This window comes from Citricoccus sp. K5 (assembly GCF_902506195.1).
Lineage (GTDB): Bacteria > Actinomycetota > Actinomycetes > Actinomycetales > Micrococcaceae > Citricoccus.
Map to the genome: position 1 here is coordinate 1,021,411 of NZ_LR732817.1, position 26,452 is coordinate 1,047,862.

The window sequence follows — 26,452 nt, forward strand, 5'->3', positions numbered from 1 at the left end:
CACCCGGAGAGCTGTGACAGACTGGTCCGGTGGATCCGATCATCTTGATTTCGCTTGCCTCTGTCCTGCTCGTCGGCCTGGTCCTGCTGGTCTTCATCGACCGCAGGCCCAAGCGTCCCCGGGGCATCTACCCGACCACCCGTGACGCCAATGATCCGGGGCCCACCGGTACCGGAAGCACCGCGGTCCTGGACCGTCCGGAGACGGACGACGCCGGCCCCGCGGGTACCGCGGTCGCGGAACCCGAGGCGCCGGTCGCCGCCCCCGTTCCCGCCACGGACGTGGTGGAGGCCGAGGCGCCGACCGCCCCCGAGCTGGAGACACCGGCTCCCGCCGCCGGTCGCCTGGCGCGGCTGCGTGCACGCCTGGCCAAGTCCAACAGCATCTTCGGCAAGGGTCTCTTGGCGCTGCTGTCCACGGACAACATCACGGATGACGTCTGGGACGAGGTGGAGGAGACCCTCCTGCTGGCGGACCTCGGCACCGAGCCCACCATGGAACTCGTGGACAACCTGCGCGAACGCGTCACGGTGGAGGGCTCCCGCGACCCCCAGCAGGTCAAGGCCATGCTCCACGAAGAACTGGTCAAGATGGTCGATCCGACCATGGACCGCCGCCTGGACGCCTCCCGCAAGGAGGGCCGCCCGGCCGTCATGATGGTCGTCGGCGTCAACGGCGTCGGCAAGACCACCACCGTCGGCAAGATCGGACGGGTGCTCGTGGCCGAGGACCGTACGGTCGTCTTCGGCGCCGCTGACACCTTCCGTGCGGCCGCCGCCGAGCAGCTGGCCACGTGGGGGGCCCGGGTGGGCGTGGACACCGTCCGCTCCCACGAGGACGGTGCCGATCCGGCCTCGGTGGCCTTTGAAGCCGTGAAGACCGGCATCGAGCAGGAAGCCGACGTGGTGATCGTGGATACCGCCGGGCGCCTGCAGAACAAGGCCAACCTCATGGACGAGCTGGGCAAGATCAAGCGCGTCATCGAGAAGCAGGCCGCTGTGGACGAGGTGCTGCTCGTCCTGGACGCCACCACCGGGCAGAACGGCCTGGCCCAGGCCAAGGTCTTCGCCGAGGTCGTCAACATCACCGGCATCGCCCTGACCAAGCTGGACGGCACCGCCAAGGGCGGCATCGTGGTGGCCATCCAGCGTGAGCTCGGCGTCCCGGTCAAGCTTGTCGGCCTGGGCGAGGGCCCGGACGACCTCGCGCCGTTCAACGCCGAGGGCTTCGTGGAGGCCCTTCTCGACTGAGACCCACGGCCGGCGGCGAAACATGCTGTTTACCGATGCGGGGCGATCGTCATCTCGGGGAAACAACCCGACGAGGACCGTGAAACACGCCTCCCGCATTCTCTTAAGCGGGACCGGTCGCAACCCGTCGCGACACCGCATGATCTCCCGGGCCATCCCCGCCCGGGAACCACGGGTGGTCCTTCGGCGAGAGGATGAACAGTGGAAACGATTGAACTGACATCGGGGCATGTCTGGACCATGGTGTGTGCCGCCCTGGTGCTGCTGATGACCCCCGGACTGGCCTTCTTCTACGGCGGCCTGACCCGGGCCAAGGCCGCCCTGAACATGATGATGATGTCGTTTGTGTCCATCGGCCTGGTGGCCGTGGTCTGGGTGCTCTGGGGCTACAACATGACCGGCGGTGACGGCATCGCCGGGATGTTCGGCAACCCCTTCGCCGACTTCGGGCTCTATGGGGCCCTCGGCACCGAGGACCTGATCGGCATCGGCTTCGGCGCCACCTTCGCCATCATCACCGTGGCCCTGATCTCGGGTGCCATCGCCGACCGTGCCAAGTTCAGCACCTGGGTGGTCTTCGTCCCGATCTGGGTCACCGCCGTCTACTGCCCGCTGGCCTTCATGGTCTGGGGCGGTGGACTGCTCTCCGCCGACGGTGTCATCGGCAGCGCCGTGGGCGAGGCCATCGACTTCGCCGGTGGACTGGTCGTCCACATCTCCGCCGGTGTGGCCGCCCTGGTCATCGCCCTGCTGCTCGGCAAGCGGCAGGGCTTCGGCACGGACCCGGGACACCGGCCCCACAACATCCCCTTCGTGATGCTCGGCGCCGCCCTGCTGTGGTTCGGCTGGTTCGGCTTCAACGGCGGCGCCGCCGGCGATGCCACGGAGGCCGGCCTCATCTGGGTCAACACCCTCGCGGCCCCGGCAGCCGCCATGCTCGGCTGGCTGCTGACCGAACGGATCCGTGGCAAGCGCGCCACCTCGATCGGCAGTGCCTCCGGCATCGTGGCCGGACTGGTGGCCATCACCCCGGCCTGTGCCTTCGTTGATCCCGTGGGCGCCCTCATCATCGGCTTCATCGCCGGTGCCGCCTGTGCCCTGGCCGTGGGCCTGAAGTACAAGCTCGGCTTCGACGATTCCCTGGACGTCGTCGGACTGCACCTCGTGGCAGGCATCCTCGGCACCGTCATGATCGGCCTGCTCGGCCTGCCGATGGAGGACGGTCGCGCCGGACTGTTCTATGGCGGTGACGCCTCCCTGCTGCTGGCGCAGGTGGTGGCCGTGCTGGTCGCCGTCGTCTATGCGGGCGTGGTCACCTTCGTGATCGGGATCGCCCTCAAGGCCACCATGGGGTGGCGCGTCACCGCTGAGGAGGAGGAGGCCGGCCTGGACCGGTCCCTGCACAGCGAGAACGCCTACGAGTTCGGTGGCGGCGGGATGGGCACGTCCTATTCCGAATCCCCGGACACCGGGGAGCAGGAGACGGTGGCCGTTGCGGCCCCGGCAGACCGGGAGACCACCTCGGTCGGTGTGAAGTAGGGAGTCGAGTCGGAGAGGGGGCCCCGCCAGCGAGCGGGGCCCCCTCTCCGTCTGACTTGATACCCTTGGGAACTGGTAGTTTCCGCCGCCACCCCCAACCACCGAAGGAAGAGCACCGCAGTGTTCAACTCCCTGTCCGATCGCCTGGCCGCCACCTTCAAGAACCTGAAGGGCAAGGGGCGCCTGTCCGAAGCGGATATCGACGCCACTGCCCGTGAGATCCGCCGGGCACTGCTGGATGCAGACGTGGCCGTTCCGGTGGTGCGGGAGTTCATCAGCCACATCAAGGAGCGGGCCCTCGGCGAAGAGGTCAGCCAGGCCCTGAACCCCGGCCAGCAGATCGTCAAGATCGTCAACGAGGAACTGGTCGCCATCCTCGGTGGTGAGACGCGGCGGCTGAACCTCGCGAAGAACCCCCCGACTGTCATCATGCTCGTCGGCCTGCAGGGTGCGGGTAAGACCACCCTCGCGGGCAAGCTCTCCAAGCACCTGAAGGAACAGGGCCACACCCCGATGCTGGTGGCAGCCGACCTCCAGCGCCCCAACGCGGTCAAGCAGCTCCAGGTCAACGGCGAGCGGGCCGGCGTTCCGGTCTACGCCCCGCACCCGGGCGTCTCCAGCGAGTTCGAGGATCCCACCGGGGACCCGGTGCAGGTGGCCCGGAACGGCGTGGCCGAGGCCAAGGCCAGGTACAACGACATCGTGATCGTGGACACCGCCGGCCGTCTCGGCATGGATGCCGAACTCATGCAGCAGGCGGCGGACATCCGCGCGGCGGTCCAGCCGGACGAGGTCCTCTTCGTCCTCGACGCCATGATCGGCCAGGACGCCGTGGCCACGGCCCAGGCCTTCAACGAGGGCGTGGGCTTCACCGGCGTGGTGCTCTCCAAGCTCGACGGCGATGCTCGCGGCGGTGCCGCCCTCTCGGTGCGCTCGGTGACGGGCAAGCCCGTGATGTTCGCGTCCACGGGCGAGAACCTCGCCGACTTCGAGGTCTTCCACCCGGACCGGATGGCCTCACGCATCCTGGACATGGGCGACATGATGAGCCTGATCGAGCAGGCCGAGCGGAACTGGGACCGGGCCGATGCCGAGAAGATGGCCCAGAAGTTCGTGGACCAGGAGGACTTCACCCTCGACGACTTCCTTGATCAGATGCAGCAGATCAAGAAGATGGGCTCCATGAAGAAGCTCCTGATGATGATGCCCGGAGCCCAGGGCATGCGTCAGCAGTTGGAGCAGTTCGACGAGCGGCAGATCGACCGCATCGAGGCCATCATCCGGTCCATGACACCGCACGAGCGGGTGGCACCCAAGATCATCAACGGCTCCCGCCGGGCCCGCATTGCCCGCGGCTCCGGTGTCCAGGTCTCCGAGGTCAACGGCCTGCTGGAGCGTTTCGGCCAGGCCCAGAAGATGATGAAGAAGATGGCGGCCGGCGGCGGCATGCCGGGAATGCCCGGGGTGCCCGGGGGTGGAGCCGGTGGAGCGGGCGGCGCCCGCAAGGGCAAGGGTAAGGGCAAGAAGGCCAAGCCCAAGTCGGGCAATCCGGCCAAGGCGGCACAGGAGATGCGTGAGCTCGAGGACCGTCGCAAGCGGTCTGGCTCCCCAGCCGCGGGTTCGGCCTTCGGTCAGGGCGCCGAGGGCGGACCGGACGGCGGCTTCGACCCGTCGTCGCTGAACCTTCCCAAGGGGTTCGAGAAGTACCTCGGCGGCAACTGAGCCGGCACGGCTCGAGGGCCACAACCACCACGGTGGTTGTGGCCCTCTGATGTTTCCCGGGATGTTTCCGGACTGGGGTGGTTCCCGTGGCGTGCTGGGGTGGTTCTGATCACACCGCAATGGGCGGTGGAATACTTGAAGCGTCAACTTAGTTGTGATGTGATGAAGGCACTGACCGGGACACGAGCCAGTGAATCCGCAGTGCCGCCCGCCGACGCCCGCCCGAGGAGAACCCGGGCCGAACCCGAGGAGATCAGTCATGTCCTTCACCGCCTCTGATACCGCTGCAGACCCTGTTGCCCTGCGGCGCCAGTCCATGCAGCACCAGCCCATCAGCGGGCGCCCCGTCGCCGATCTGCTGCCCGCCGGCCTGTCCATGGGGATGGTGACCCTGAAATCGGACAACGTGGCACGCCTGCGGGCCTACTACGAGCAGACCCTCGGCCTCGTCGCCGTGGCCGAGGATGGCCTCAACGTCATCCTCGGCCGGTCCGGCGTGCCGCTCGTCGGCATCGAGGAGGCGCGCGGCCTCAAGCTCCCGGGTGAGGGTGAGGCCGGCCTCTATCACGTGGCCATCCTCTTCGAGGAGGCTGCCGATCTCGCCGCCACCGTCTACTCCGCCGTGCGCCTGGACCCCACGCGGTTCGTCGGCAGTTCTGACCATCTCGTCTCGGAGGCCTTCTACTTCCAGGATCCGGACAACAACGGCATCGAGCTGTACGTCGATCGGCCCCGTGACCAGTGGCAGTGGGGTCCGGACCGCCAGGTGGCCATGACGACCATCTACTTGCCGTGGGACCGGTACCTGGACACGCACCTCACCGAAGAGGCCGTGAATCGACTGACCACCGCGCCCGCCTCCGTGGGGCACGTCCACCTCCAGGTGGGGAACGTCCAGGAGGCAGAGGACTTCTACATCCGGGAGCTCGGCTTCGAGAAGACCACCGCGCTCGGCAACATGGCCCTGTTCGTCTCGGCGGGCGGCTACCACCATCACATGGCGATGAACACGTGGAACTCCACCGGTGTCGGCCCCCGCCGCAACACCCTCGGTCTGGGCTCCGTCGAGATCACCCTGCCGCAGGGCGAGGGGCTGGGGTCCGCCGAGGAGCGGCTCAAGAGTGCCGGCCGGGCCGCCCAGCGCACCGAGCGCGGCCTCGAGGTTCGCGACCCGTGGAACACGCTGCTGGTGCTCTCCGAGGCCGAGGTGCCGGCCGGCGTCGGGACCGACGCTGAGCTCAGTGCGGAGGCCGCGCACGAGACGAAGTAGGACACCCCTCGGGCGAACTAGGACAAATAGGCGGGTGTCTGGCAGAATGGGACGGTACTGAACTGCCGTCCGGGCGACCCTCTATCACTCCGGCCGGCCGTTCTGTCAGTAGCAAACCACCCCGCGCCAACCCCACGGCCGGCGTGTACGCTGCGCCAAAACCAAGAACCAGGAGCTACCACACCCGTGGCCGTAAAGATCCGTCTGAAGCGTTTCGGCAAGATTCGCGCCCCGTACTACCGCATTGTCGTCATGGACTCCCGCACCCGCCGCGATGGCCGTGCCATCGAGGAGATCGGAAAGTACCACCCCACCGAGGAGCCCTCGTTCATCGAGGTCAACTCCGAGCGGGCGCAGTACTGGCTGTCCGTGGGCGCCCAGCCCACCGAGCAGGTGCATGCCATCCTCAAGATCACCGGTGATTGGCAGAAGTTCAAGGGTGAGCCGGGTGCCGAGGGCACCCTGAAGACCAAGCAGCCGAAGGAGTCCTTCGTGACTCCGCAGAAGGGCTCGGTCATCATCCCGGAGGCCATCACGCCGAAGAAGGATGCCGCTGAGGCCCCTGCCGACGCCGCTGAAACCACCGAGGTCGCCGCCGACTCCGCCGAGGCTCCGGCCGACGAGAAGTCCGAGTGACCATGCTGCAGGAAGCGCTCGAACATCTGGTCCGGGGATTCGTCGATTCCCCGGAAGACGTTCAGGTCGACCTGCGGAACAACCGTCGCGGCGAAGTCCTCGAGATTCGTGTCGATCCCGCCGACCTGGGGCGGGTGATCGGCCGCCAGGGCCGGACCGCCACCGCGTTGCGCACTGTGCTGGACGGCCTCGCCGGCCATCCGGTCCGGGTCGACGTCGTGGACACCGACCGCCGCCGGTAGCTGTACCGTGCCGCTCCGTCCCGCACTGCGGGCCCGGTGCGGCGGCATGACAAGATGGCCCGTGTCCGGACACCGTCCGGCGCGGGCCATTGTCGTCCCTGACCCACTTGCCCTCTTCTTGCCCTCCTCTTGCCTTCCGAAAGGACCCCACTAACATGCCGCAGCCAGGTGCCGAGAACCCTCCCCGGGACGACCGCGAGCAGGTCCGCGTCGCGAGAATCGGCAAACCCCATGGCATCCATGGTGAGGTGACCGTCCAGGTGTTCACGGACGAGCCCGGAGAGCGGTTCAGTCCCGGAGCGGTGCTGCAGGGCCGCCGTGGCGGTCAGGGTGCCGGCCAGGACGGGGCGCTGACCGTGGTCCGAGCCCGGTGGAACAAGGACATCCTCTTGGTGGCCCTGGAGGGGGTGGCCGACCGCAACCAGGCGGAGACGCTCCGCGGCACCGAGCTCTTCGCCGAACCGGACGAGGCGGGGGAGGATGACGCCTGGTACGAGGAGGACCTGGTCGGACTGGCCGTCATGGTCGACGGCACGAAGGTCGGCAGCGTGACCAGGCTGATCACCGGGGAGGTCCAGGACCTGCTGGAGGTGGAGATCGACGGCGGGACCAGCGCCCTCGTGCCGTTCGTCGAGGAGATCGTCCCCGAGGTCGATCCCGAATCCGGCACGATCACCCTGACGCCACCGCCGGGCCTGTTGACGCTCAACGACCCCACGGCGGATGGCGGCTCTGCATCGGAGGACCGTGCATGAGGGTCGATGTCGTCACGATCTTCCCCGAGTACCTCCAGGCCCTCGACGTCTCGTTGATCGGCAAGGCCCGCCGGGATGGCCTGTTGGACATCCGCATCCACGACCTGCGCGATCACACCTCCGACCGGCACCGCACCGTGGACGACACCCCGTACGGCGGAGGTGCCGGCATGGTCATGAAGCCGGAGCCCTGGGCGCTGGCGCTCGAGGCGATCGCAGCCTCCGCGACTGACGGCGCCGACGCCTCGGGTGCGCGTCCGGTCCTGTTGGTGCCGACGCCGTCGGGAGCACCGTTCCGACAGTCCGTGGCCCAGGAGTTGGCTGGTGCGGATCACCTCGTGGTGGCCTGCGGACGCTACGAGGGCATCGACGAGCGACTGTTCGAATGGGCTGCCGACCTCTTCGACGTCCGGCTGGTCTCCCTCGGCGACTACGTCCTCAACGGCGGAGAGGTGGCGGCTCTGGCGATGATCGAGGCCGTGGGGCGTCTGGTGCCCGGCGTGGTCGGCAACCCGGAATCCCTCGTGGAGGAGTCCCACAGCGACGGACTGCTCGAGTACCCGGTCTACACCAAGCCGTCCTCGTGGCGTGACCGCGACGTCCCGGAGATCCTGTTGTCCGGTGACCACGGGCGGATCGCGGCCTGGCGGCACGACCAGCAGGTGGCCCGCACCCGGTCCCGGCGTCCGGACCTGTTGCCACCCGCGTCAGCCGAGTCCACGGAGACCACCGGCACCACCACGTCCACCGCGCCAGGAGACAAGACGGCCTCGGATCTGGCATAATGGTCAGCTGTGTCAACTGGACATCCGACCTGCCACAGGGGGCGGATGCCGACAGTCTGACCCACCGGCGCCCAGACGGGTCAACCGGTCCCTAGCTTGGGCATGCCCATCCCGACGCCTCCACTTCCGGAGGCACCGGCCGGCGTGCCGCTGATGACGTGAATGACCTGTGGCGTTCGCCAGGAGTATCACCATGCATATTCTCGACTCCCTCGATGCGCCCCTGCTGCGCAACGACGTTCCCGATTTCCGCCCCGGTGACACCGTCAAGGTGCACGTGAACATCGTCGAAGGCAAGACCGCCCGTGTGCAGGTCTTCCAGGGCTTCGTCATGGGCCGCCACGGCCATGGCGTGCGCGAGACCTTCCGTGTCCGCAAGGTGTCCTTCGGCGTCGGCGTGGAGCGTACCTTCCCGGTGCACTCCCCGGTCATCGACAAGATCGAGCTCGTCTCCCGCGGTGACGTGCGCCGCGCCAAGCTGTACTACATGCGCGATCGCCACGGCAAGGCCGCCAAGATCAAGGAGAAGCGCGACTTCTCGACCAAGAAGGCCTGATCTGCGCCTCGGCATGATCATGACCCGATGACCGACCTGTCGTCTGACTCGTCGCCTCGTCAGCGCCGCGGGCGCCGGAACCCCCAGGGGGACCAGCGCCCGCGGCGTCGTCGTCTCAGGGCGGCGTTCGAGGCACATCCCTTCCAGGCGTGGGCCTTCCTCGTCGGCGCGGTGCTGATCGCCGCCGTGCTGGCCGCCGCCCTGCTGCGCAGCACCGTGGCGGATCAGTATCTCATCCCCTCCGGATCCATGGAGCCGCTGCTGTTCCCCGGAGACCGCATCAGCGTGGACCGAGGGGCCTACGCGGCCGAACCCGTAGAGCGGGGGGACGTGGTCGTCGTGGACGGCGAGGGCAGTTTCGTGCCCTACGACTCCCGGCCGGCACCGGCCCGCGCGGTGGACGAGGCGCTGCAATGGCTCGGCCTGAGGCCGGACACGTCCGCCTACGTGAAGCGGGTGGCCGGCGTGGGCGGGGACACCGTCTCCTGCTGCAGTGCTGACGGCCTGCTCGAGGTCAACGGCGGGGCTGTTCCGGAGGACTACCTCGCCGAACCGCCGGCCTCCCGCACCGCGTTCACCGCCGAGGTCCCCGAGGGGCGGCTGTTCCTCCTCGGGGACAACCGCCACCACTCCCACGATTCGCGCGGCCTCCTGGGCGCCCCGGGCGGCGGCATGATCGAGGAGTCCAAGGTCATCGGGAAGGTGACCGGCATCGTCTGGCCCGCGGAGCGACGCACCCCGCTGGAGCCCGGTCCGGCAGCGGGCGAGCGGTAGAGTGGACAGCCGGACCAGCGGAGAGGACGGCGAGATGGCCCAGGAGAACAACCCGGGGGCACCTGAGGCCCCTCGAGGGGAAGGCCCTGGGGCGACCCCCGTCAAGACCCCCGCAGGCCACGATGCCGGGCATGTCGCCGGTCCGGCCACGGACCACGCGGGCGCACCGTCCGGGGGACACCGGCTCTGGCTCGCGGTCCGTGAAGTCGTCCTGATCGTGCTCATCACCCTGCTGGCCTCCTTCCTGGTCAAGACCTTCCTGTTCCGCGCGTACTACATTCCCTCCGGATCCATGGAGCAGACGCTGCAGATCAATGACCGGATCTTCGTCAACCTGTTGGTTCCCGGCCCCTTCGACGTGGAGCGCGGTGACGTGGTGGTCTTCGAGGACACCAAGGGGTGGCTCGGGGAGCCGGCCCCGGTGGCGTCAAACCCCGTCCGCGAGGCCCTCGAGTTCATCGGCCTGATGCCGAACTCCTCCGAGCAGCACCTCGTCAAACGGCTCATCGGACTGCCAGGGGATCGGGTGGAGTGCTGCACCGCCGAGGGGCTGCTCACCGTCAACGGCACCCCCGTCGAGGAGCCGTACCTGCACCCGGGGTCAGCCCCCTCGGACATCCCCTTCGACGTCACGGTGCCCGAAGGCCAGATCTGGGTCATGGGCGACCACCGTGACGCCTCCGCCGATTCCCGCATGCACCAGGACGGTCCGGGCAACGGCTTCATCAGCCTGGACGACGTGACCGGCCGCGCCGAGGTCATCGCCTGGCCCCTCTCCCGCTGGGGGGACGCCGGCGGCAACCGCGACGCCTTCGAGCATGTCCCGGACCCCGAGGCGGCCCGGACGGAGTCCGAATGAACCCCGCCCGCCACCGAGCTGGACGTCGGCCTGCATGACCACGCGTACCACCGTGCCCGGCCCCGACCTGTCCGTTGAGCTGTCCCTCGTCGCAGCACAACTGGCCCTCGACTCACCGGGAGTTTCCGGGCGGACGGAACGGACCGGGTGCCCGCTGCTGGTCGCCGGCATGGACGAGGTGGGTCGGGGCGCCCTGGCCGGTCCGGTGAGCGTGGGAGTCGTCGTCGTGGCCCTGCCCGACGCCGGCCCGCAACCTGCCGTCCGTGACTCCAAGGTCCTGTCCGCCAAGCGCCGGGAGGCGCTGGTTCCCGAGATCCTCGCCTGGGGTGCCGCGGCCGCCGTCGGGCACGCTGAACCGGGGGAGATCGACCGGTACGGGATTTCCGCGGCCCTCGCCCTCGCGGGACGGCGGGCCTGGCACCGGGTGGCGGCGGACTTGGGGCGCATCCCGGATGCGCTGGTCCTGGACGGGCGCGACAACTGGCTGCCGCGGTCCCCGCTGCAGGCGAGCGTGGGCCTGGCCCCCGGCCCTGGGTCAGTGCACCTCCAGGTCAAGGCCGATGCGACGTGTGCCACCGTGGCGGCCGCCTCGATCCTGGCCAAGGTGGAACGCGACGGGCTGATGACCGGCCTGGCGGAGGCCTTTCCGGACTACGGTTGGGAGGGCAACAAGGGCTATGGGGCCGCCGTACACCGGCAGGCCATCCTGGACCGAGGACCGAGCCCTTACCATCGGATGAGCTGGAACCTGGGCCTGTCCCGAGGCCAGGAAGTGACCCCGGTCTGGGCCCCACGGCCGGAACAGGTCCGGGAGCAGGGCCTGCAACAGGGAGAATGGACGGCATGAGCGGCGACGAACTCGAGAACTACGAATCCGAGATGGAACTCCAGCTCTACCGGGAGTACCGCGACGTGGTCGGTCTCTTCCGGTACGTGGTGGAGACCGAACGCCGCTTCTACCTGGCCAATGCGGTGGAGGTGAAGGCCCGCGCGGAGGGCGGCGAGGTGTTCTTCGAGGTCCTGATGGAGGACGCCTGGGTGTGGGACATCTACCGCACCGCCCGCTTCGTCAAGCGCGTACGGGTCCTCAGCTTCAAGGACGTCAACGTGGAGGAACTCCCGCAGAATGACGATCTGCAGCTGCCCCAGGACGGACCCACCCTGCCGTGACGCCCGCCCTGCTGTAACAACCGGAGAGCCGGCGCCTTCCTCCACAGAGCACCGGCTCGCCCGAAGCATCCACAGTGGCCGCCCGCCACGCCCCACGCAGCCCTGCCAGCGAGCAGGCTGGTGCGTGGAGGTACATCAATGGAGCAATCCACCGCGGCCGGTCGCCGGCCGCAGCAATCATCAGCCCACACGGCGCTCGGTCGCTTCGGGGAAGACGTGGCCGCCCGGTGGCTGCAGGATCAGGGCTACGAGATCGTGGACCGCAACTGGCGCTGCCCGGACGGTGAACTCGACCTCGTGGGGATCCACCAGGGGTGGTGGGTGGCGGTGGAGGTCAAGACCCGCCGAGGCATCGGATACGGGCACCCCTTCGAGGCCATCAACCCGCGCAAACTCCGCCGGCTGTACCGGTTGTCACTCCAATGGGCGGCGGCGCACCCGGAGCTGCGGCGGTTGGCCGGCTGGCGGGTGGACGCGGTCTCCGTCCTGCTGCCGGCTGGTGGCGGCCTGACCGTCGAGGTCCTGAAGGACATCCGCCCATGAGCGCGCCCGCCGTCATGGGACGGACCCTCGCCGTGGCCCTCACCGGCATGCACGGCCACCTGGTGGAGGTCGAGGCAGACATCGGCCAGACGCTGCCCGGATTCGTCCTGCTCGGCCTGCCGGACCAGTCACTCCAGGAGAGCCGGGACCGGATCAAGGCCGCCGCCCGTAATTCCGGACTGCCACTGACCCGGAGGCACCTGGCCGTGAACCTGGTACCGGCAGCACTGCACAAACGAGGACCGGGGTTTGATCTGGGAATCGTGATGGCGGCGTATGCCGCCGACCGTCAGGTGCACGGCGTGCACGGGCCCGTATTCCTCGCTGAACTGGGGCTTGACGGCCGATTGCGCCACGCGCCGGGGATCCTGCCTTCCGTGATGGCGGCGGTCGAATCGGGGTATCCGGACGTCGTGGTGGCCGAGGAATCGGCGGATGAGGCCTCACTGGTGCCCGGCGCCAGGGTGCGGGGTTTTCGCTCGCTGCATGAGGTGATCCGGGCCTTCGGTGGGGATCCGGAGCCGCCGCTGGCCAGTGCTGTGGCGGCTCCGGAGCCGGAACCGGCGTCGGGTGGCGAGGACAGGACCACCTCCGCTTCTCTGTCTGGGGGACACGAACCCGATCTCTCGGAGGTCTCGGGACAGTTCGAGGCCCGTTTTGCCCTGGAGGTGGCCGCAGCAGGGGGACATCATGTGCTGTTGGAGGGGAGTCCGGGGGCGGGAAAGACGATGTTGGCCGAACGGCTGCCCGGCATCCTGCCGCCGTTGGACGACCAGACGGCCCTGGAGGCGACCGCGGTACGGTCCCTGACCGGACGACCCCAGGACGCGGCCCGCCTGATCCGCCGAGCGCCGTTCCAGGCGCCCCACCACTCCGCCTCCATGGCGGCCCTGGTGGGCGGTGGCTCAGGCATTGCCCGGCCCGGGGCCGCGTCCCTGGCGCACGGCGGAGTGTTGTTCCTGGATGAGGCCCCCGAGTTCGACCGGCGGGTTCTCGATGCCCTGCGTCAGCCTCTGGAGTCCGGCGCCATCACCCTGCACCGGGCCTCCGGGGCGGTGCGCTATCCGTCCCGCTTCCAACTGGTGCTCGCCGCGAACCCCTGCCCGTGCGGTTGGGGTGGTGGGCGCGGCAGCAAGTGCCGATGCACATCCCTGCAACGGCGGCGCTACACCGCAAAGCTGTCCGGCCCTCTACTGGACCGAGTGGACATCCAGGTCACGGTTCCGGCGGTGGACGCGGCTGCCCTGACCTCCGGCGCCGGAGGAGAGGACTCGGCCACCGTCCTGGGCCGCATCCTGCCTGCGGTCGAGAGGCAGGTCGCGCGGCTGAGGCCCTTCGGACTGTCCCGCAATGCCCACATCCCGGCAGCCGTGCTGCGGGAGGGGCCGTTGGCCATCGAGCCCAGGGCACGCGCCGGAGCCGATGCGGCCCTGGATCGAGCAGAACTCACCGCCCGGGGTCATGCCCGCGTCATGCGCCTGGCCTGGACCATGGCGGACCTGCGGGATGCGGACCGGCCGGAGGCCGAAGACGTGGACGCGGCCCTGTATCTGCGGCGTCGAAGCCAAGGGGAGGGGGTCGCATGAACGGCACGAGGGGAGACGGATACGCGATGACGGGAGAGGACATGAGCGGGACCACGATTCCGGCGGGTGCCACCGGTGAGCTGCGCATCGCCCGGGCGGCGCTGACCCGGCTGCTCGAGCCTGGATCGGTCCTGGGCGCCACCGCAGTCCGGGTCTGGGGTGCCTCGCGAGCGGTCCAGATCCTCACCGGGCGGGATACCCCAGGCGCCGATGAGCGGCAGGATCTGAGGCTGGTCCTCGCCTCGGAGGGCGTGACACTGACCGAGCGGACCTGGACCACGTCCCTGGCCGGGTGGGCGGCCCGCGCCTCGAGCCTCGCCCCCGAACGCGACCTGGCCTCGCTGGAACGACTGGGCGGCGGATTGTTGATCCCGGAGGATCCCGGATGGCCCAGCGGGGTGGACGACCTGGGACCAGCCGCCCCGGTGGCCTTGTGGTTCCGGGGTGCAGGACCCGTTCCCCGCGGGAGCTCCACCCTGGCCGTGGTGGGGAGCCGCGACGCGACCGGCTATGGGCAGTCGGTGACGAGGAACCTGGCGGGCGGGCTGGCCGCACGGGGGCTGACGGTGATGTCCGGAGGGGCCTACGGGATCGACGCCATGGCCCACCGGGCGGCGCTGGCCTCGGGCACGGGAATGCCGCCGACGGTGGCGGTCATGGCCGGAGGCCTGGACCGCTACTACCCGGCCGGCAATGAGGACCTGCTGCGAGAGGTGGTGGCGCAGGGACTGCTGCTGTCCGAGTTGCCGCCGGGTGCCAGCCCGACTCGGCACAGGTTCCTGCAGCGCAACCGCATCATCGCGGCCCTGTCCGCCGCCGTGCTCGTGGTGGAGGCGCGGTGGCGTTCCGGCGCGCAGAACACGGCCGGCCATGCCTTGGGCCTGGGACGGGAAGTCGGGGTGGTCCCCGGCCCGGTGACCTCCCCGCAGTCCGCCGGTTGCCACCGGTTGCTCCGGGAATCCCCCGCAGTCGTCGTCAGTGACGTGGAAGAGGCACTGGCCCTGATACCGGGCGGCGGCGATGCCGAGCATGCCGCTGGCGGTGGAGGATCGGCACGGCACGCGGCCAGCCCTGGAGTCGCTGGAGCTGCTGGAGGCCCTGGCGGTTCAGGTGGCTCGGGTGGCTCGGGGGTCTCGGGTGGTTCTCCGAGCGCGGCTCGGCCCCATGACCACCTCACGGTGGAGGAGTTGTTGGTCTATGAGGCGCTGCCCCTCCGCAACGCCGCGCCGGTGGACAAACTCTGTGCCGTGGCCGGATTGGGCCCCGGCACGGTCATGGGCACCCTGAAGAAGCTCCAACGCCAATCGTTGGCCGAGCAACGGGAGTCCGGCTGGCGCCGCAGTGCGGCCGAGGGGAAGTGACAGCGGCAGCGTCAATAGCCGGGATAGCGGCGGAGACCAGGGCAGGGACAACGCCCGGGACAACGGACGGGCGGCCAGACCGGCAGTGACTCAGCAGGGGAGTCGTAACCCTGTCAGGGGACGGCACGGTGGCAGAGTGGGAGCATGTCCTCCACCACTGCACCACACTCCGCGCGAGCGGGGACGTCGCCGCGGCTCGCTGCCCGGGACCGTGCCTGGGTCGAGGGCTTCGCCGATCACCTGATGCACGAACGAAACCGCTCGGATCAGACCGTGCGCGCCTATCTCTCGGACGTGGAAGGCCTTATCACCGAGGTGGCCGAGTACGAGCGGCTGCACCCCGTTGAGGGAGCCTGGCCGGAGGTCTTGGGCGGACTCGACCTGGCCGACCTGCGCGGCTGGTTGGGCCGGCTGTCCGCAGCCGGACGCTCGCGGTCCACGCTCGCGCGAAAGACGGCCTCCGTGCGGGTCTTCATGGCGTGGGCCGTGCGGGAAGGGCACCTCGAACACGACCCGTCGCTCCGCCTGAGCTCCCCGAAGCGAAGCAGCACGCTGCCGGATGCGCTGAGCGCCGAGCAGGCCGGACGGCTGTTGGACACCGCCGCGGAGCCGGCGCCGGAGGACGCGCGGGAACGGGCCGTGGCCCTGCGGGACGCCGCTCTGCTCGAGGTGCTGTATGCGACCGGCCTGCGTGTCTCCGAACTCGTGGGCCTGGACCGTCAGGACGTGGACCATGAACGCCGCACGCTGGTGGTCACCGGCAAGGGTGGCAAGCAACGGACGGTCCCTTTCGGTGCGCCTGCGGCGACCGCTCTCGAACGCTGGCTCGATCATGGTCGGCGGGTCCTCGCGCCCGGTGACCCGTCTGACCAACGTCCGCTCTCAGCCTCAGTCACCGCCTCAGCCTCAGACCAGGTCCGGAACGCTCTGTTCCTGGGGGTCCGGGGCGGACGACTGGGTGTGCGCCAGGTCCGTGAGGTCGTCAACCAGGCCCTGGCCGGACTCGGGGACACCGCCGCCCGTGGTCCCCACGTGCTGCGTCACACGGCAGCCACCCATCTGCTCGACGGCGGAGCAGACCTGCGCAGTGTGCAGGAACTACTCGGCCACTCCTCCCTGCAGACCACCCAGCTGTACACCCACATCTCGGTCGAACGGCTGCGCGAGGGGTACCGCCAGGCGCATCCGCGGGCCTGAACGGGTGTCGATCTTGGCTCTGGGAGCAGTTGTGAGGCACAATGGTCCCGGAAGCACACTGGTGTCATTCCTTCGACTGACCTCGGAGCTTCCGGCAACAGCTTCAGCAATTGAATATATCGAGGCATCCGGCGCAGGTCGCTGCCTCCCGGGAACCCTTGTGGTTCACCCGCCTGTGGGGTCGTTGGGGAAGACGTACCGCACAGCACTGGGAGGAACGTATGTCTGAAACCATGGTCCGTGGAATTGTGTACATCCACTCGGCCCCGGCCGCGCTATGCCCACATATCGAGTGGGCGGTGGGCTCGGTCCTCGGTGCCCAGGACCGGCTCGAGTGGACGGCGCAACCGGCATCCCAGGGTGCCTACCGGGCCGAGATCGTCTGGACCGCGCCCCAGGGTTCGGGTGCCCGGCTGGCGTCCGCCCTGCGCGGGTGGGCCCACTTGCGCTACGAGATCACTGAAGAGGCCTCCGCTGGAGCGGACGGCAGCCGGTGGTCCCACACTCCCGAACTGGGCATCTTCCATGCCACCACTGACGTCACGGGCAACATCATGGTGTCCGAGGACCGCATCCGCTACGCGTACGAACAGGGCAGCGGCGATCCCTCGGCCGTCTTCCACGAGCTGAGCCTGGCCCTGGGCGAGGCCTGGGACGAGGAGCTCGAGCCCTTCCGCCAGGCCGCCGAGGGGGCCCCGGTGCGCTGGCTACACCAGGTCGGTTAGCAATCCTCCACAGTTGCAGGATCGGCCACAGTCATCGTCGCAGTCACAGCGACGCTTCACTAGCCGCCGCTTGAGCTGACGCCGGAGCCGCGTCGCTGAGCTGACCCTTTCCTCCCAGAACGGCAGAACCCGCCAGGTGATCCTGGCGGGTTCTGCCGTTAATCCAGTGACGGGTGCGGGGTGCTGACCTGGCGTCAGACGCTCCGGAACAGGGATACGGCGTTGTGACCGCCGAACCCGAAGGAGTTGTTGACCGCCACGCGGGCGCCCTGGGGCAATTCGCGGGGCTGACCGGACACCACGTTCAGCGGGATCTCAGGGTCCTGGTTCTCGAGGTTGATGGTCACTGGGGCCTGGCCGTGGTAGACGGCCAGCACGGAGAGCACGGACTCGATGGCCCCGGAGGCGCCGAGCAGGTGCCCGGTCTGGCTCTTGGTGGCGGACACGGCCACCTCGTCCAGGTGGCCGCCGAAGACGGACCTCATGGCCAGGTACTCCGGGCGGTCGCCGACCGGGGTGGAGGTGGCGTGGGCGTTGACGTGGCTGACGTCCGTGGGTGCGGCGCCGGCCGATTCCAGGGCGAGAGTCAGGGCACGGGAGGCTCCGAGACCCTCGGCCTCAGGAGCGGTGATGTGATAGGAATCCGAGGTGACGCCCGTGCCTGCCAGTTCGGCGTAGATGCGAGCTCCGCGGGCCTTGGCGTGCTCCTCGGACTCGATCACCAGGGCACCGGCTCCCTCGCCGAGTACGAAGCCGTCACGGTCCTTGTCATAGGGGCGGGAGGCACGCTCGGGTTCGTCGTTGCGCCGGGACAGGGCCTGCATGGAGGCGAAGGCGGCGATCGGCAGCGGGTGGATGGCGGCTTCAGCGCCGCCGCAGACCACCACGTCCGCCTTCCCGGAGCGGATGAGCTCCAGGCCGATGTCGAGGGACTCGGTGCCGGAGGCGCAGGCGGACACCATGGTCCGGGCGCCGGCACGGGCGCCCAGCGCAAGGCTGATGGCCGCGGCCGGACCGTTCGGCATGAGCATGGGCACGGTCATGGGCAGCACGCGGCGCGGGCCCTTGTTCCGCAGGGTGTCCCAACCGTCGAGCAGGGTCCATACGCCGCCGATGCCGGTGCCGAAGGACACGGCGAAGCGATCAGGGTCCACGGGGCTGTCCTGGTCCGTCCCGACGGCCAGTCCGGCGTCGGCCCAGGCCTCACGGGCGGCCACCATCCCGAACTGGGTGCTGGGGTCCATCCGCTTCATCTCCACCTTGGAGAGCGTCTCGGACACCGGGGTGGACACCTGGGCGGCGAAGGTCACGGGCAACTCGTACTCGGCGACCCATTCCTGCTCCAGCGGGCGGGCACCCGAGGTTCCAGCGAGGGCATTCTGCCACAGGGTCGGGACGTCACCGCCGATGGGTGTCGTGGCACCGAGCCCGGTGATCACGGCTGTGCGGTTCATGTTTCTACCTTTGGTCTACCGGGTCGGTGGACCCGAACGAGTGGTTGGTGAGGGGCTGGGAGTCGCCCTGAACCGGGGGAGGGGCCGGCCGGCGTCGGGACAATCAATCTGTCCGCCGGCCGGTTCCCTCACCGGTCGCTGCGCTCCAACGCCAGGTCAGCCCTGGGCGTTGGCGATGAACTCGACCGCGTCGTTCACGGTCTTGAGGTTCTTGACTTCCTCATCCGGGATCTTGACGTCGAACTTCTCCTCGGCGTTGACCACGATGGTCATCATCGAGATCGAATCGATGTCCAGGTCATCGGTGAAGGACTTGTCCAGCTGGACCTCTTCGGACTCCAGGCCGGTCTCTTCGTTGACGATCTCGGCGAGGCCGGCGAGGATCTCTTCCTTCTTTGCCATGGTGGCTCCTTCAGTGTGGATGATGGTGGTTGATCCAGCGTCGGTTGACGTGGAGGTCAGGTCAGGGGGAGCGGCTCAGGGGAGCCGGACCACCTGGGCGCCGTAGACCAGCCCGGCGCCGAAACCAATCTGGAGGGCCAGGCCCCCGCTGAGGGAGGGGTCCTCCTGCAGGACCCGGTGCATGGCCAGGGGGATCGAGGCGGCGGAGGTGTTGCCCGTCTCCTTGATGTCCCGGCCGATCGTGACGGTGTCCGGGAGTTTCAGCTGCTTGGCCATCTCGTCGATGATGCGCTCGTTGGCCTGGTGCGGCAGGAAGGCCGCCAGGTCCTCGGCGCGGACACCGGCCTTGTCGAGGGCCTCCTGGGCCACCTTGGCCATGGACCACACGGCCCAGCGGAACACACTCGGCCCGTCCTGGTGCAGCGTCGGCCAGAGCTTGGACTCAGGATCGGTCAGGGCGGACGTGTCCCCCGTCGTCCGAGCGGTCTCCACGGCATCACGCAGGTCGAGCATCGAGCGGGTCATGCTCACCGTCTCCCAGCGCTCACCGTCGGAGCCCCAGACACTGGGGGAGATGCCTGCCTCGTCGGAGGCGCCCACCACCACGGCGCCGGCGCCGTCGCCGAGGATGAAGGAGATCGAGCGGTCCGTCTCGTCGATGAAGTCCGAGAGCTTCTCGGCGCCGACGACCACCACGTGTTTCGCCATGCCGGACCGCACCAGCGCGTCGGCCTGGGCCACGCCGTAGCAGTAGCCGGCACAGGCGGCGGAGATGTCGAAGGCCGGTGCCGGGGTGGCGCCGATGTTGTGGGCCAGCGCGGCGGCGGCCGAGGGGGTCGCGTAGGGGGAGGTGACGGTCGAGACGATCACTGCATCGATGTCCGCCCCGGTGAGCCCGGCCTTGTCGATGGCCTCCTGGGCCGCCTGGGTGGTGAGGTCGAGCAGGGACAGGTCCCGGTCCGCCCGGCGGCGGGTGACGATGCCGGTGCGCTTCTGGATCCACTCGTCCGAGGAGTCGATCGGCCCGGCGATGTCCTCATTGGTCACCACCAGATTGCCGCGCGCGGCGCCTACGGAGAGGATGCGGCTGCCGGCAACGGGCTCGTACTGCTTCAGGGTGGTGGTCATGATGTCCTCGGGGTTCTCGGATGCAGTCTGGGTGGTTGGGGCGCGGACCCCGGGAGGTCCCCGTGTGTCCGGCGTCCGATCAGCCGGCCGTGCTGGTGGTGGAGGCCGTGGCGGCCACGCCGTGCTCGGCGATGAAGTCCCGGGCGGCGTCCAGGTCCGCGGGGGACTTCACCGCCAGGGTGGGTGTCCCCTTCAGCGCGCGCTTGGCCAGCCCGGTGAGGGTGCCGCCCGGCAGCAGTTCCAGGATGCCGGTCACACCGGAGTCCCGGAGGGTGTCCATGCAGAGGTCCCAGCGGACCGGGCGGGTCACCTGGTCCACGAGCTGGTCCACGAACCGCCGCCCGGTGTCCACCACGAGTCCGTCACGGTTGGACAGCAAAGGCACGGCAGGGTCCCGGGGGGCCAGCCCGTCCGCGTAGGCGGTCAGGGCCGGGACGGCCGGGGCCATGTACGGGGTGTGGAAGGCACCAGCGACCTTGAGGGCGATGACGCGGGCCTTGGCGGGCGGATTCTCGGCCAGGGCGGCCAGCGCGTCAGCCGAGCCGGCAGCGACGGTCTGGCCCCCGCCGTTGACATTGGCCGGTACGAGTCCCTGGGCCTCAAGGGCGGACAGGACCTCGTCCGGGTCGCCTCCGAGCACGGCGGACATCCCGGTCGGTTCGGCCGCGGCGGCCTGGGCCATGCCCGTGGCGCGGATGCGGACGAACTCCAAGGCCTCGTCCGCGGGGAGGACACCGGCCAGGACGGCCGCCGTGATCTCACCCACGGAGTGCCCCGCCGCGATCCATCCGCCAGCGGGTACGGCGTCCAGGTCCAGGGCCCGGGCAGCCAGCAGACCGGCGGCCACGATGAGGGGCTGGGCCACGGCGGTGTCCTTGATCGTGGCCTCCTCCGACACGGTGCCGTGGGCGGTCAGGTCGACCCCGGTGGCGGTGGACCATTCGGCGAGCAGGCCGGCCATGCCGTCCAGCTCGAGCCATGGTGTGAGGAACCCGGGGGTCTGGGAGCCCTGTCCGGGGCACACGATTGCAAGCATGTCCTTAACTGTGTCAAAACCGTGACCGGGTTCCGGGGCGGTGGGGACACCAAGCTCCGCGTGGTGTTTTGGAGGATTCCTACAAGTTGGTTCCGGGAGCGGGCGGCAGGCGACCGACGACCAGGGCGGTCTGTAGGACGTAGGCGTCCCGCGGGGACAAAGGATCCCAGCCGGTGATCTCGCTGACCCGCCGCAGCCGGTAGCGGACGGTGTTGGCGTGGATGAACAGCTCCCGGGCAGTGCCCTCGAGGGAATGGCCCAGCTCGCAGTAGGCGTCCACCGTCTCCAACAGCGAATTGCCGGCTGCCTGCAGGGGTGTGAAGACGCGCTGGACCAGCACGTCGATGGCGGCCTGGTCTCCGTGCAGGGCACGCTCGGGAAGGAGGTCCTGGGCATGGGCCGGGCGGGGTGCGCGGGGCCAGGCGGCGGCGGCGGCCAGTCCGGCGAGGGCCTCTCGAGCACTGCGGTGGGCATCCACCAGGCTGTCGGAGAGGGGGCCGTAGACCACCGGGCCGTCACCGAACCAGGCCGTCAGAGCGATGGCGGCCTGGCTGGGGTCGGTGACGCCTCCGACCACGAGGACGATCCGCTCGGACTGGACACCCACCAGCAGGTCGTGTCCGGCGCGGACCGCGGTGCGCCGCGCCCCGGCCAGGCGGGTGGGCAGGTCGGCGGCGGGGGTCGGCCCGGCCATCACCATGATTCCCTTGTCGCCGTTCCAGCCGGCAGCCGTGGCCCGGGAGAGGATCTCGTCCGGTGCCTCACCGCGCAGCACGGCGTCCAGCAGGACCGCCTCGTTCCGGCTGTCCCAGGCACCGCGGGTCTCGGCGGCACGGGCATAGACATCGGCCAGGGCGAAGGCGATCTCCCGCGAGTACCGCAGCACGGCCTCGCGCACCAGGATCTGGTCCCGGTCCTGCACTATCCCCGGCACCTGGGCCTCCACCACATCCACGACCGTGCGGATCAGCTGGAGGGCCCTCTGCAGGCTGATGGACCGGGTCAGCTCGGTGGGGGCCCCGCCGAAGACCTCCCCGAGGACGGTGCTGATCGAGGTGGTGGGACGTTCGAACCAGGACAGGAATCCGGTGAGCCCGCGCTGGGCGATGAGTCCGAGGGAGGAGCGCTCATCCGGCGTCAGCTTCCGGTACCACGGCAGTGTGGAGTCCAGACGCTGGAGGGTGGCGGTGTTCAGTACGCCCAGATGGGCCCGCAGCCGGCGCAGGGACTCCTCGGAGACCTTGCGCGGCGGCGGGGTGCTGCGCGCGTCGGACATGCACTCGAGCATAGGCCCCGGAAGGGGCATCGTGACGCGCGTGACACGGGTGCATTGTGGGAAACCCACAAGGACGACGACGGCCGGTGAGGTGCGCTGTGCACTTCACCGGCCGTCGTCGGGATCCGGACGAGCCCGGACAGGGGTCCCTGGGGACGCGGTCAGGAATCGCCGCCGGCATTGCCGGTGGTGCCGGCATTGACGTCGTCGATCCGGTACTTGCGGTAGGCCTCGGCCGCGGTGCCCGCATCGACCTTGCCGTCCTTCTCCAGCATCTGCAGCGCCTTCACGACCATCGAGTGGGTGTCGATGAGGAAGTAGCGGCGGGCTGCGGCGCGGGTGTCCGCGAAGCCGAACTCGTCCGCACCCAGGGTGGCGAAGTCGTTCGGGACGAAGGGGCGGATCTGGTCCGGGACCAGTGTGGCGTAGTCCGTGGTGGCCACCACGGGCCCCTCGGTCTCGGCCATCTTCTGCGTGAGGTAGGGAACGCGGGCCTTGCCCTCCGCGTTCTCCATCGCCTCACGTTCGGCGGCTACGGCGTCACGGCGCAACTCGTTCCAGCTCGTCACGGACCACACGTCGGCGGCCACGTTCCACTCCTCGGCGAGGACCTTGGCCGCATCGATGACCCACGGCACGGACACGCCGGAACCCATGAGCTGGACCTTCGGCCCGGTGACGTCGGCGCTGGCCTGGCTGTAGCGGTAGATGCCCTTGAGCAGCCCCTCCACGTCCAGGTCCTCCGGCTCGTTCGGGTGGATGATCGGCTCGTTGTACACGGTGAGGTAGTACATGACGTTGCGGACGTCGTCCCCGCGGTCGTGCTCCCCGTACATGTCCTCCAGGCCCTGGCGGACGATGTGCGCGATCTCGAAGGAGAATGCCGGGTCGTAGTGCTTCACCGCCGGGTTGGTGCCGGCCAGGATCGGCGAGTGGCCGTCCATGTGCTGTGTGCCCTCGCCGGCCAGGGTGGTGCGTCCGGCGGTGGCGCCGATGACGAACCCGCGGGCCAGCTGGTCACCGGCCGCCCAGAAGGCGTCGCCGGTGCGCTGGAAGCCGAACATCGAGTAGAAGATGTACACGGGGATCATCAGCTCGCCGTGCGTGGAGTAGGACGTGCCCACGGCGGTCATCGCCGAGGTGGCGCCGGCCTCGTTGATGCCCACGTGGAACAGCTGGCCGGACGTGGACTCCTTGTAGGACAGGAACAGGTCCCGGTCCACGGACAGGTAGTTCTGACCCTTGGGGTTGTAGATCTTCGCCGTGGGGAAGAACGAGTCCATGCCGAAGGTGCGGGCCTCGTCCGGGATGATCGGCACGATGCGGTTGCCGATGTTCTTGTCCCGCATCAGGTCCTTGAGCAGGCGCACGAAGGCCATGGTGGTGGCGGCCTGCTGCTTGCCGGTGCCCTTGCGGGCGTGCTTGTAGGTCGCCTCCGGCGGCATCGGGATCTTGTCGTAGTCCGTGCGGCGCTCGGGCAGGAACCCGCCCAGCTTCTGGCGCCGCTCCATCATGTACTTGATCTCCGGCGCATCCGGACCCGGGTGGTAGTACGGCACGTTGTACGGGTCGGCTTCGATCTGCTCGTCCGTGATGGGGATGCGGTGGCGGTCGCGGAACAGCTTGACGTCCTCGACCGTGAGCTTCTTCATCTGGTGCGTCGAGTTCTTGCCCTCGAAGTGCGGACCCAGCCCGTAGCCCTTGATGGTCTGCGCCAGGATGACGGTGGGCTTGCCCTTGTACTCCATGGCGGCCTGGTAGGCGGCGTAGACCTTGTTGTAGTCGTGGCCGCCGCGCTTGAGGCCCCAGATCTCGTCGTCCGTCATGTCGGCGACCATCTCCTTGGTCACCGAGGAGCGGCCGAAGAAGTGGTCGCGGACGAATCCGCCGGACTCCGCCTTGTAGGTCTGGTAGTCGCCGTCGAGGGTCTCGTTCATGATGCGGACGAGCTCGCCCTCGTCGTCCTGGTCCAGGAGCTGGTCCCATTCGCGGCCCCAGAGGACCTTGATGACGTTCCAGCCGGCGCCGCGGAAGTAGGCCTCCAGCTCTTGGACGATCTTGCCGTTGCCGCGGACCGGGCCGTCGAGACGCTGCAGGTTGCAGTTGACCACGAAGTTCAGGTTGTCGAGTTTGTCATTGGCGGCGATGTGGAGGGCGCCGCGTGATTCGGGCTCGTCCATCTCGCCGTCGCCGAGGAAGGCCCAGACCTGCTGGTCGGAGGTGTCCTTGATCCCTCGGTTGTGAAGATAGCGGTTGAACTGCGCCTGGTGGATCGCGTTGATCGGACCGAGGCCCATGGACACGGTGGGGAACTGCCAGAAGCTCTCCAGCATGCGCGGGTGCGGGTAGGACGGCAGGGCCTTGGGGGCCTTGGACTTCTCCTGGCGGAAACCGTCGAGCTCCTCCTCGGTGAGACGTCCCTCGAGGAAGGCGCGGGCGTAGTTGCCGGGGGAGGAGTGACCCTGGAAGAAGACCTGGTCGCCGCCGCCCGGGTGGTCCTGGCCGCGGAAGAAGTGGTTCAGGCCCACTTCGTAGATGGTGGCCAGGCCGGCATAGGAGGAGATGTGGCCGCCGACCCCGACCCCCTCGCGCTGGGCTCGCTGGACGATCATGGCGGCATTCCACCGCAGGTAGTTGCGGTAGCGGCGCTCGAGCTCCTCGTCTCCTGGGTACTCGGGCTCCTGGTCCACCGGGATCGTGTTGACGTAGTCCGTGGTCGTGACCATCGGTACGCCGACCGACTTGGTGCCGGCCCGCTGCAGGAGTTGGCGCATGATGTACTCCGCGCGCTCCGTGCCCCGCTCTTCCACGAGTCCGTCGAAGGACTCGATCCACTCTGCCGTCTCCTGGGGGTCCTTGTCTGACATCTGGTTGGTCAGTCCGCTCAGGATGTGGGAGCTCTCTTCAGCTGCGCTCACGGCAACCTCTCTGTCGGCGGATGGTCTCCGCTGGTCTGGTGGGCCCGCGGTCCACACCGGGATCGTCCGGCTGGATGGTCAGGGGCGGGTCCTCTGGTTCCACCCAAGACTGTATAACCTGAGGGGCCCCGGATGCAGGCTTGCGTACCCCGCATGGCCCATGGTGCCCGCGAGGACGTAATCTGGTGAGATGATGCCCACATGGGTACCACGCAACAGTCAAGGAGAGATGTGAACCAGCCAGACTCCGCCCCCGCCGTAGGGCGTACTGCGGAGACCAGTGATGGACCGGCCGCGAAGATGGGCCTTTCCGAAGGCAAACTGGTCCAGGAACTCGGTTTTGACGAGGACATCGACTTCGATTTCCGGAACACGCTCGAGGACGAGCTCGGTAGCGAGCTGTTGACCGAGGAGGACCAGGAGCCGGTCGACGCCGTCCTGTTGTGGTGGCGGGAGGCGGACGGAGACGTCGACGACCTGGCCGATGCCCTCATGGACTCGCAGACCACGTTGGACACCGGTGGGGCGCTGTGGTTGCTCACCCCGCGCAACGGCCGTGACGGGCACGTGCCGCCGGCGGACATCGCCGAGGCGGCACCGACGGCCGGCCTGCACGTCACCACCACCGCCGGGGTCTCTGCGGACTGGTCCGCCACCCGACTGGTGGCCAAGCGCAACCTGTGATTGGTCCGGCGGGGGACCGGGAGACTCCCGCGGACCCGCCGGCCCTGCGGGACCAGCACGGCCAGCTCTGGTCGTGGCCCCCCGTGGTGCCGCCGTCTCCGGACGCGCTCGGCGCCGGTCGCGGGGCCATGCACGACGACGGCGCCGCGCCCATACGCTGCTGGCTGTTCTTCCTGCCGGGGGCCTTCACCCCCGTGTGCACCGCCGAACTCGGCTGGGTCGACGAGCTGGCCGAGCGGCTGGCGCCGGCCGGCGTCGGGCTCAGGGTGGTGTCCTGCGATTCCGCCGCCGTGCTGCGCAAGGTCGCGGACGAGACCGGGATCCGCGCCCCGTTGCTGTCCGATTTCTGGCCCCACGGGGCCGCGGCCCGCGCCGTCGGTGAATTCAATGAGACCACCGGCCGGGCGCGGCGAAGCAGTGTCCTGATGGACGCCAACGGTGTGGTCCTGGCCCGCGTCCAGGCCGCGAATGGTGATGAGCGACGGCTTCAGGACCACCTCGATGCCGTTCCGGGGGAGTGGTCCACCAGCTCGAGATGACATGGCGAAGTGAGCCGCTGACATGACGCTGAGGTAGCATGGAGC

General features: G+C 69.1%; 26 protein-coding genes. 20 read left to right on the forward strand and 6 right to left on the reverse strand.

Features of this window, described 5'->3' with window-relative positions; all coding sequences use genetic code 11:
* The first annotated feature begins 29 nt into the window (after nt 1-29).
* From ftsY to BOSE125_RS04475, 18 genes are all read left to right on the forward strand, one after another.
* Nucleotides 30-1,250, forward strand: coding sequence for a signal recognition particle-docking protein FtsY (gene ftsY / locus BOSE125_RS04390; protein ID WP_159550344.1), 1,221 nt, complete (start codon nt 30-32; stop codon nt 1,248-1,250).
* Nucleotides 1,251-1,460: 210 nt separating this feature from the next.
* Nucleotides 1,461-2,789 carry an ammonium transporter gene (locus BOSE125_RS04395; RefSeq protein WP_236558133.1) on the forward strand — a complete coding sequence of 443 codons (1,329 nt, stop codon included), beginning with the start codon at nt 1,461-1,463 and terminating at the stop codon, nt 2,787-2,789.
* Nucleotides 2,790-2,909: 120 nt separating this feature from the next.
* Nucleotides 2,910-4,511 (forward strand): signal recognition particle protein, encoded by a 1,602-nt coding sequence (ffh, locus tag BOSE125_RS04400; protein ID WP_159550347.1) that lies wholly within the window; start codon nt 2,910-2,912, stop codon nt 4,509-4,511.
* 316 nt (nt 4,512-4,827) lie between these two features.
* Nucleotides 4,828-5,781, forward strand: coding sequence for a VOC family protein (locus BOSE125_RS04405; RefSeq protein ID WP_159554702.1), 954 nt, complete (start codon nt 4,828-4,830; stop codon nt 5,779-5,781).
* Between the two features lie 186 nt (nt 5,782-5,967).
* Nucleotides 5,968-6,417, forward strand: coding sequence for a 30S ribosomal protein S16 (rpsP, locus tag BOSE125_RS04410; protein ID WP_159550350.1), 450 nt, complete (start codon nt 5,968-5,970; stop codon nt 6,415-6,417).
* Between the two features lie 2 nt (nt 6,418-6,419).
* On the forward strand, nt 6,420-6,659 hold the full coding sequence (locus tag BOSE125_RS04415) for an RNA-binding protein (RefSeq protein ID WP_159554704.1): 240 nt from the start codon (nt 6,420-6,422) through the stop codon (nt 6,657-6,659).
* Nucleotides 6,660-6,814: 155 nt separating this feature from the next.
* Nucleotides 6,815-7,414, forward strand: coding sequence for a ribosome maturation factor RimM (rimM, locus tag BOSE125_RS04420; RefSeq protein ID WP_159550353.1), 600 nt, complete (start codon nt 6,815-6,817; stop codon nt 7,412-7,414).
* Complete coding sequence (gene trmD / locus BOSE125_RS04425; RefSeq protein WP_159550356.1) at nt 7,411-8,199, forward strand: tRNA (guanosine(37)-N1)-methyltransferase TrmD; 789 nt, start codon at nt 7,411-7,413, stop codon at nt 8,197-8,199. The genes rimM and trmD overlap by 4 nt, the downstream gene beginning before the upstream one ends.
* 193 nt (nt 8,200-8,392) lie before the next feature.
* Nucleotides 8,393-8,755, forward strand: coding sequence for a 50S ribosomal protein L19 (gene rplS, locus BOSE125_RS04430; protein WP_159550359.1), 363 nt, complete (start codon nt 8,393-8,395; stop codon nt 8,753-8,755).
* A gap of 27 nt (nt 8,756-8,782) precedes the next feature.
* On the forward strand, nt 8,783-9,529 hold the full coding sequence (gene lepB, locus BOSE125_RS04435) for a signal peptidase I (RefSeq protein WP_159550362.1): 747 nt from the start codon (nt 8,783-8,785) through the stop codon (nt 9,527-9,529).
* Between the two features lie 34 nt (nt 9,530-9,563).
* On the forward strand, nt 9,564-10,388 hold the full coding sequence (gene lepB, locus BOSE125_RS04440) for a signal peptidase I (protein WP_159550365.1): 825 nt from the start codon (nt 9,564-9,566) through the stop codon (nt 10,386-10,388).
* 34 nt (nt 10,389-10,422) lie between these two features.
* Complete coding sequence (locus BOSE125_RS04445; RefSeq protein ID WP_159550368.1) at nt 10,423-11,235, forward strand: ribonuclease HII; 813 nt, start codon at nt 10,423-10,425, stop codon at nt 11,233-11,235.
* Nucleotides 11,232-11,558, forward strand: a complete 327-nt coding sequence (locus BOSE125_RS04450; RefSeq protein ID WP_159550371.1) for a DUF2469 domain-containing protein — start codon at nt 11,232-11,234, stop codon at nt 11,556-11,558. The genes BOSE125_RS04445 and BOSE125_RS04450 overlap by 4 nt, the downstream gene beginning before the upstream one ends.
* Before the next feature lie 138 nt (nt 11,559-11,696).
* Entirely contained in the window at nt 11,697-12,101 is a 405-nt protein-coding gene (locus tag BOSE125_RS04455) for a YraN family protein (RefSeq protein WP_159550374.1), read from the forward strand.
* Entirely contained in the window at nt 12,098-13,687 is a 1,590-nt protein-coding gene (locus tag BOSE125_RS04460; protein ID WP_236557813.1) for a YifB family Mg chelatase-like AAA ATPase, read from the forward strand. The genes BOSE125_RS04455 and BOSE125_RS04460 overlap by 4 nt, the downstream gene beginning before the upstream one ends.
* Nucleotides 13,684-15,048, forward strand: a complete 1,365-nt coding sequence (gene dprA / locus BOSE125_RS04465; RefSeq protein WP_236557814.1) for a DNA-processing protein DprA — start codon at nt 13,684-13,686, stop codon at nt 15,046-15,048. Before BOSE125_RS04460 ends, dprA begins: the two co-directional genes overlap by 4 nt.
* Before the next feature lie 144 nt (nt 15,049-15,192).
* A complete protein-coding gene (locus BOSE125_RS04470) occupies nt 15,193-16,245 on the forward strand; it encodes a tyrosine recombinase XerC (protein WP_159550377.1) in 1,053 nt (350 codons plus the stop codon).
* 221 nt (nt 16,246-16,466) lie between these two features.
* Nucleotides 16,467-16,970 (forward strand): DUF3145 domain-containing protein, encoded by a 504-nt coding sequence (locus tag BOSE125_RS04475; RefSeq protein ID WP_159550380.1) that lies wholly within the window; start codon nt 16,467-16,469, stop codon nt 16,968-16,970.
* A 194-nt stretch (nt 16,971-17,164) separates the two neighbouring features.
* Here the strand turns inward: BOSE125_RS04475 and fabF are convergent, their stop codons facing one another.
* From fabF to aceE, 6 genes are all read right to left on the reverse strand, one after another.
* Nucleotides 17,165-18,424 carry a beta-ketoacyl-ACP synthase II gene (gene fabF / locus BOSE125_RS04480; RefSeq protein ID WP_159550383.1) on the reverse strand — a complete coding sequence of 420 codons (1,260 nt, stop codon included), beginning with the start codon at nt 18,422-18,424 and terminating at the stop codon, nt 17,165-17,167.
* Nucleotides 18,425-18,580: 156 nt separating this feature from the next.
* Complete coding sequence (locus BOSE125_RS04485) at nt 18,581-18,826, reverse strand: acyl carrier protein (RefSeq protein WP_159550386.1); 246 nt, start codon at nt 18,824-18,826, stop codon at nt 18,581-18,583.
* 75 nt (nt 18,827-18,901) lie between these two features.
* Nucleotides 18,902-19,954: a beta-ketoacyl-ACP synthase III gene (locus BOSE125_RS04490; RefSeq protein ID WP_159550389.1), complete on the reverse strand. Its 1,053-nt coding sequence runs from the start codon at nt 19,952-19,954 to the stop codon at nt 18,902-18,904.
* 79 nt (nt 19,955-20,033) lie between these two features.
* Entirely contained in the window at nt 20,034-20,990 is a 957-nt protein-coding gene (locus tag BOSE125_RS04495) for an ACP S-malonyltransferase (protein WP_159550392.1), read from the reverse strand.
* 79 nt (nt 20,991-21,069) lie between these two features.
* Nucleotides 21,070-22,266, reverse strand: coding sequence for a CdaR family transcriptional regulator (locus BOSE125_RS04500; protein ID WP_159550394.1), 1,197 nt, complete (start codon nt 22,264-22,266; stop codon nt 21,070-21,072).
* A gap of 161 nt (nt 22,267-22,427) precedes the next feature.
* The gene (gene aceE, locus BOSE125_RS04505) at nt 22,428-25,133 is read right to left on the reverse strand and encodes a pyruvate dehydrogenase (acetyl-transferring), homodimeric type (protein WP_371300748.1); all 2,706 of its coding nucleotides are present in this window, start codon (nt 25,131-25,133) and stop codon (nt 22,428-22,430) included.
* 351 nt (nt 25,134-25,484) lie between these two features.
* Between aceE and BOSE125_RS04510 the strand changes: the two genes are divergently transcribed.
* Nucleotides 25,485-25,868: a DUF3052 domain-containing protein gene (locus tag BOSE125_RS04510; protein ID WP_236558134.1), complete on the forward strand. Its 384-nt coding sequence runs from the start codon at nt 25,485-25,487 to the stop codon at nt 25,866-25,868.
* Entirely contained in the window at nt 25,865-26,407 is a 543-nt protein-coding gene (locus BOSE125_RS04515; RefSeq protein WP_159550403.1) for a redoxin domain-containing protein, read from the forward strand. The genes BOSE125_RS04510 and BOSE125_RS04515 overlap by 4 nt, the downstream gene beginning before the upstream one ends.
* Nucleotides 26,408-26,452 lie beyond the last annotated feature (45 nt).